Here is a 2,547-nt window from a genome sequence, read left to right on the forward strand (position 1 = left end):
CGATCGCGTCGCACCACGGCGACTCCACGACGCCTTCGGTCGTCGAATCCGAAAGGCACGACACAAGGCGTCGTGAATTCGCGGAAATTCCAGCATTTCAAAGCCCCATTCCGGCTCGACTCGTCGGCCCGACCAGAGCTACCTTCGAAATGTGCCCGGGAAAACCGGGCGGCGGCGAAAAGCAGAAAACGCCGCGAATTCCCCAGGAGAACTCCGACCGGGGAGAAGTGCGCCCTAAAACAGGGCCCCGAGAAAGGAAACCCGAATGACCCAGATGGAAGACGGCCCCACGATGGCCCGCCCCGACGACCCGGTCGCCCACATCTGCCGGCACGCGTCCACCGGCACCACCGCCCACGGCCACGACCCGCTGGTGAGCCTCCTGCTGGAACGCGCCGGATTCATCCCCCAGCGCTACTTCAACGAGCGCTCCCACCGCCTGCCCTACGACCTCCCCGACGGGGTCGCGGAGCGCATGGCCACCAACGCCGCCCGGATGCTGCGCGCCTGCCACTACCAGGTCCGCATCGACGCCGACCTCGACCTCGACGCACCGCCCGCCGACTGGACGCCGTGCCCGGTCCACCCCGACCTGCCGCGCCCGCACACCACCTGACCCACACGGGGCGGCGGTCCCCGCCGCCCCACCTCAAAGCGCCCCGCACACAGCAGAAATGGAGCCTTCCACGATGACCAGCACGCCGAACCCCTCCGAGGGCCCCGACCCGATCCGCGAACCGGGCAAGCACCGCCTGCACGCTCGGCTCGGCACCACCCGCCGCGAACTGACCGGCCAGGCAGGCGGGTCCCCCGCCCACCTGACCCTGGCCACCCTGATCTCCGACATGGCCCGGGACGCCGACACCCTCGCCGACATGCTGCGCAGCCGCATCGGCCAGGCACGCGACGAACTGGCCCGCCTCAGCGCCGGAGGCCGCCCCGCCACCTCGCGCGGCACCACGGTCATGGCCGCCCTCGGAGCCGAAATCGACCTGATCACCGCGCAACTCGACCAATCCCTCGGCCACCTCGACCGGCTCATCGACGCCTACCAGAACCTCAAGCGGCACACCCCGACCGCCGACCTTGGACGGCTGCGGCTGGTGCCCGGACAGCGCAGGAACCGCGCCACCCGCCCCTGCCCGTGCGCCTGCACCCGCCCCTGCGGCTGCGGCCACGCCGGATGCACCGCCCCCTGACACCCGCCTCCACCGCCGCCCGCCCCGCAGGCGGGCGGCATCCAGCCCCGATCCATCCCGCCAACAGGAGTTGATGTCCCGTGAGCATCCGCTCGATCATCGCGAGCCCCACCGCGTCCGGGTTCTCCGGCCGCTACGTCCACAACGACGGCCGCCCCCGCACCCGCATCCCCCTCCTGCTCACGCTGCACCAGCAGCGCTTCGCAGGCAGCACCCGGAGCATGACCGACCTGCTCATCCGTGACCACCCCGCAGGCTGGGCCACCCTGCCAACCCCCACCCAGCTCGGCGGCTGCTACTGCCACGGCAACTGGAACGACGAACCCCAGTCGCTCACCGAACGCGAAGCCGACCCGCTGTGGCACGAAGCGGTCTACATCCTCCACGCCGACCGCATCCAGGTCCTGCCCGCCCACGCCAGCGGCACCCGCTGGGACCCCTCGTACGACATCCCCTGGACCACCGACCCGGCCCGCCTCCACCTCTGACAACCCGGCAACCCCCAGGGGCGGCCCTTCGCGGCCGCCCCATTCCCAAGGAGACCAGCGCGATGACCACGCACAACGGCACACCCGAGCCGAGCGGTCCAGACTTCCCCCTGCTGACCGTGCGGCCCCGCTACCTGGCCGGACCCGGCACACCCGACGCAGCCCTCGACCACCTCGACATCCCCGGATGGTCCTGGTTCGACGACGACTCCGCCAACTGCCACACCTTCTCCCCCTGCCAGCGCCTCTACGCCGCCTTCCTGCCCGAGCCCGGAGCCCGCGCAGGCCGCGAGCTATGGCGGATCTGGGCCCGCCCCGACCGCAGGGCACCGCTCACCTGGTCCTTCGGCGCGGACAGCAACATCCCCGCCGAACTGGTCGGGGCACTGGGCACCGCCCTCGCCCACGACTGGCAGCCCACCACCTCCGGCCCCGACGCCGCAGGCGACGAGCCTCCCGCGTACCTCGCAGGGCCCGGAGACACCGACCTGGTGTGGTCGGTCCTGTACGAGCGCGGCTGGGTCGTGATCGGCGGCGGACCCGACGGCCACGACGCCTTCGCCCCCGACGGACAGGCCCGCCTCTCCCACCGCACACACCACACCGCCCCCGGACAGCGGGCCTGGACCGCCACCGCCACCCCCGGGCTGGACGGCCAGCCCATGTGGACCGCCACCTTCACCAGCCGCACCCCCGCCCACTATATCGCGGCCTTCGCCGACGCCCTCGCCAACCCCGAGGGCCTGGTCCGCGAACCCCACCAGCTCGACCGCCGCCTGTGGCACGACCACCACCTCGACATCACCGACGCCACCACTACGCAGAACTGACCACCCGTGCGGGGCCGCCCAAAGCGGCGG

5 protein-coding genes are annotated in these 2,547 nt (G+C 72.0%); all 5 read left to right on the top strand.

Going from position 1 to position 2,547, the window contains the following annotated elements; translation table 11 throughout:
• Window positions 1–269, top strand: a 269-nt coding sequence (locus tag TR48_RS46200; RefSeq protein WP_236652530.1) for a hypothetical protein, incomplete at its 5' end; no start/stop codon positions are given.
• Window positions 266–616 (top strand): hypothetical protein, encoded by a 351-nt coding sequence (locus TR48_RS38440; protein ID WP_052443400.1) that lies wholly within the window; start codon window positions 266–268, stop codon window positions 614–616. The genes TR48_RS46200 and TR48_RS38440, both read left to right, overlap by 4 nt.
• A 73-nt stretch (window positions 617–689) precedes the next feature.
• Window positions 690–1,199 carry a hypothetical protein gene (locus tag TR48_RS38445; RefSeq protein ID WP_042375659.1) on the top strand — a complete coding sequence of 170 codons (510 nt, stop codon included), beginning with the start codon at window positions 690–692 and terminating at the stop codon, window positions 1,197–1,199.
• A gap of 80 nt (window positions 1,200–1,279) precedes the next feature.
• The gene (locus TR48_RS38450) at window positions 1,280–1,687 is read left to right on the top strand and encodes a hypothetical protein (RefSeq protein ID WP_042375661.1); all 408 of its coding nucleotides are present in this window, start codon (window positions 1,280–1,282) and stop codon (window positions 1,685–1,687) included.
• Between the two features lie 62 nt (window positions 1,688–1,749).
• Window positions 1,750–2,517, top strand: a complete 768-nt coding sequence (locus TR48_RS38455) for an SPDY domain-containing protein (RefSeq protein ID WP_042375663.1) — start codon at window positions 1,750–1,752, stop codon at window positions 2,515–2,517.
• Window positions 2,518–2,547 lie beyond the last annotated feature (30 nt).

Source organism: Streptacidiphilus neutrinimicus (genome assembly GCF_000787815.1).
Taxonomy (GTDB): Bacteria; Actinomycetota; Actinomycetes; order Streptomycetales; family Streptomycetaceae; genus Streptacidiphilus; species Streptacidiphilus neutrinimicus.

What these genes read in the sequence shown, in the direction of transcription:
- TR48_RS38440 (WP_052443400.1), top strand. Translation starts at nt 266, where the DNA reads ATGACCCAGATGGAAGACGGCCCCACGATGGCCCGCCCCGACGACCCG.
- TR48_RS38455 (WP_042375663.1), top strand. Translation starts at nt 1,750, where the DNA reads ATGACCACGCACAACGGCACACCCGAGCCGAGCGGTCCAGACTTCCCC.
- TR48_RS38445 (WP_042375659.1), top strand. Translation starts at nt 690, where the DNA reads ATGACCAGCACGCCGAACCCCTCCGAGGGCCCCGACCCGATCCGCGAA.